This is a genomic window from Methanobacterium sp., from assembly GCA_030017655.1.
Lineage (GTDB): Archaea > Methanobacteriota > Methanobacteria > Methanobacteriales > Methanobacteriaceae > Methanobacterium_D.
In genome coordinates this window covers 1-630 of sequence record JASEIM010000082.1, presented here as the reverse complement: position 1 = coordinate 630, position 630 = coordinate 1, and the positions used below count along the sequence as shown (strand labels likewise).

At 32.4% G+C, this 630-nt stretch carries 1 protein-coding gene; it reads right to left on the bottom strand.

The window, feature by feature from the left end; genetic code table 11:
• Positions 1 to 129 precede the first annotated feature (129 nt).
• The coding region (locus QMD61_11720; GenBank protein MDI6725301.1) for a TrkA C-terminal domain-containing protein at positions 130 to 630 on the bottom strand (501 nt) is incomplete at its 5' end.

The following is a 630-nucleotide window of genomic DNA, read 5'->3' as shown; positions in this document are numbered from 1 at the left end:
TTTCAATTGCTTTAAAGAATGCTCATAAAAAAGGAGTTAATATAATTGCATATTCATTTAAAAATAATTATAAAAATGGAGAATTGGTAATAAAACAGTTAAAAAGAATTGATATAGAATTTTTTGATTTTATTTAGAATTATTTAGACCCATACACTTTTTTTCTAACCTTTCAAACTCTTCAGGTTTTCCAATTCCAAGTATTATGTCTCCAGCTTTGATAACATAGTCTCTTGATGGATCTATAATTAAATTTCCACTTTCACCAATTCCAACAAGTATGACTCCAGTTTTTTCGTGCACATCAGCTTCAAGAACTGTTTTACCTACAAAATAACTGTCTTCTGTTACCATTACTTCTTTCATTTCACGGCTTTTGTGCTCTGCCAGAACTTCCTGAACAAACATTGCCTCGTATCCGTCATCAATGCTCTTGTACATGAGCCTTCCAGATATTACAAATGGAGATATAACCTGGGTTGCTCCGGCAAGTTCAAGCTGCTCTATATTTTCATAACGTTCTGCTTCTGCAATTATCCTTACATTCTGGTCTATTTTACGAATACTAAGTATACAATGGATACTTTTCGAATCAGAACCCATATCTACTATTATGGCTTTAGCTCCTTT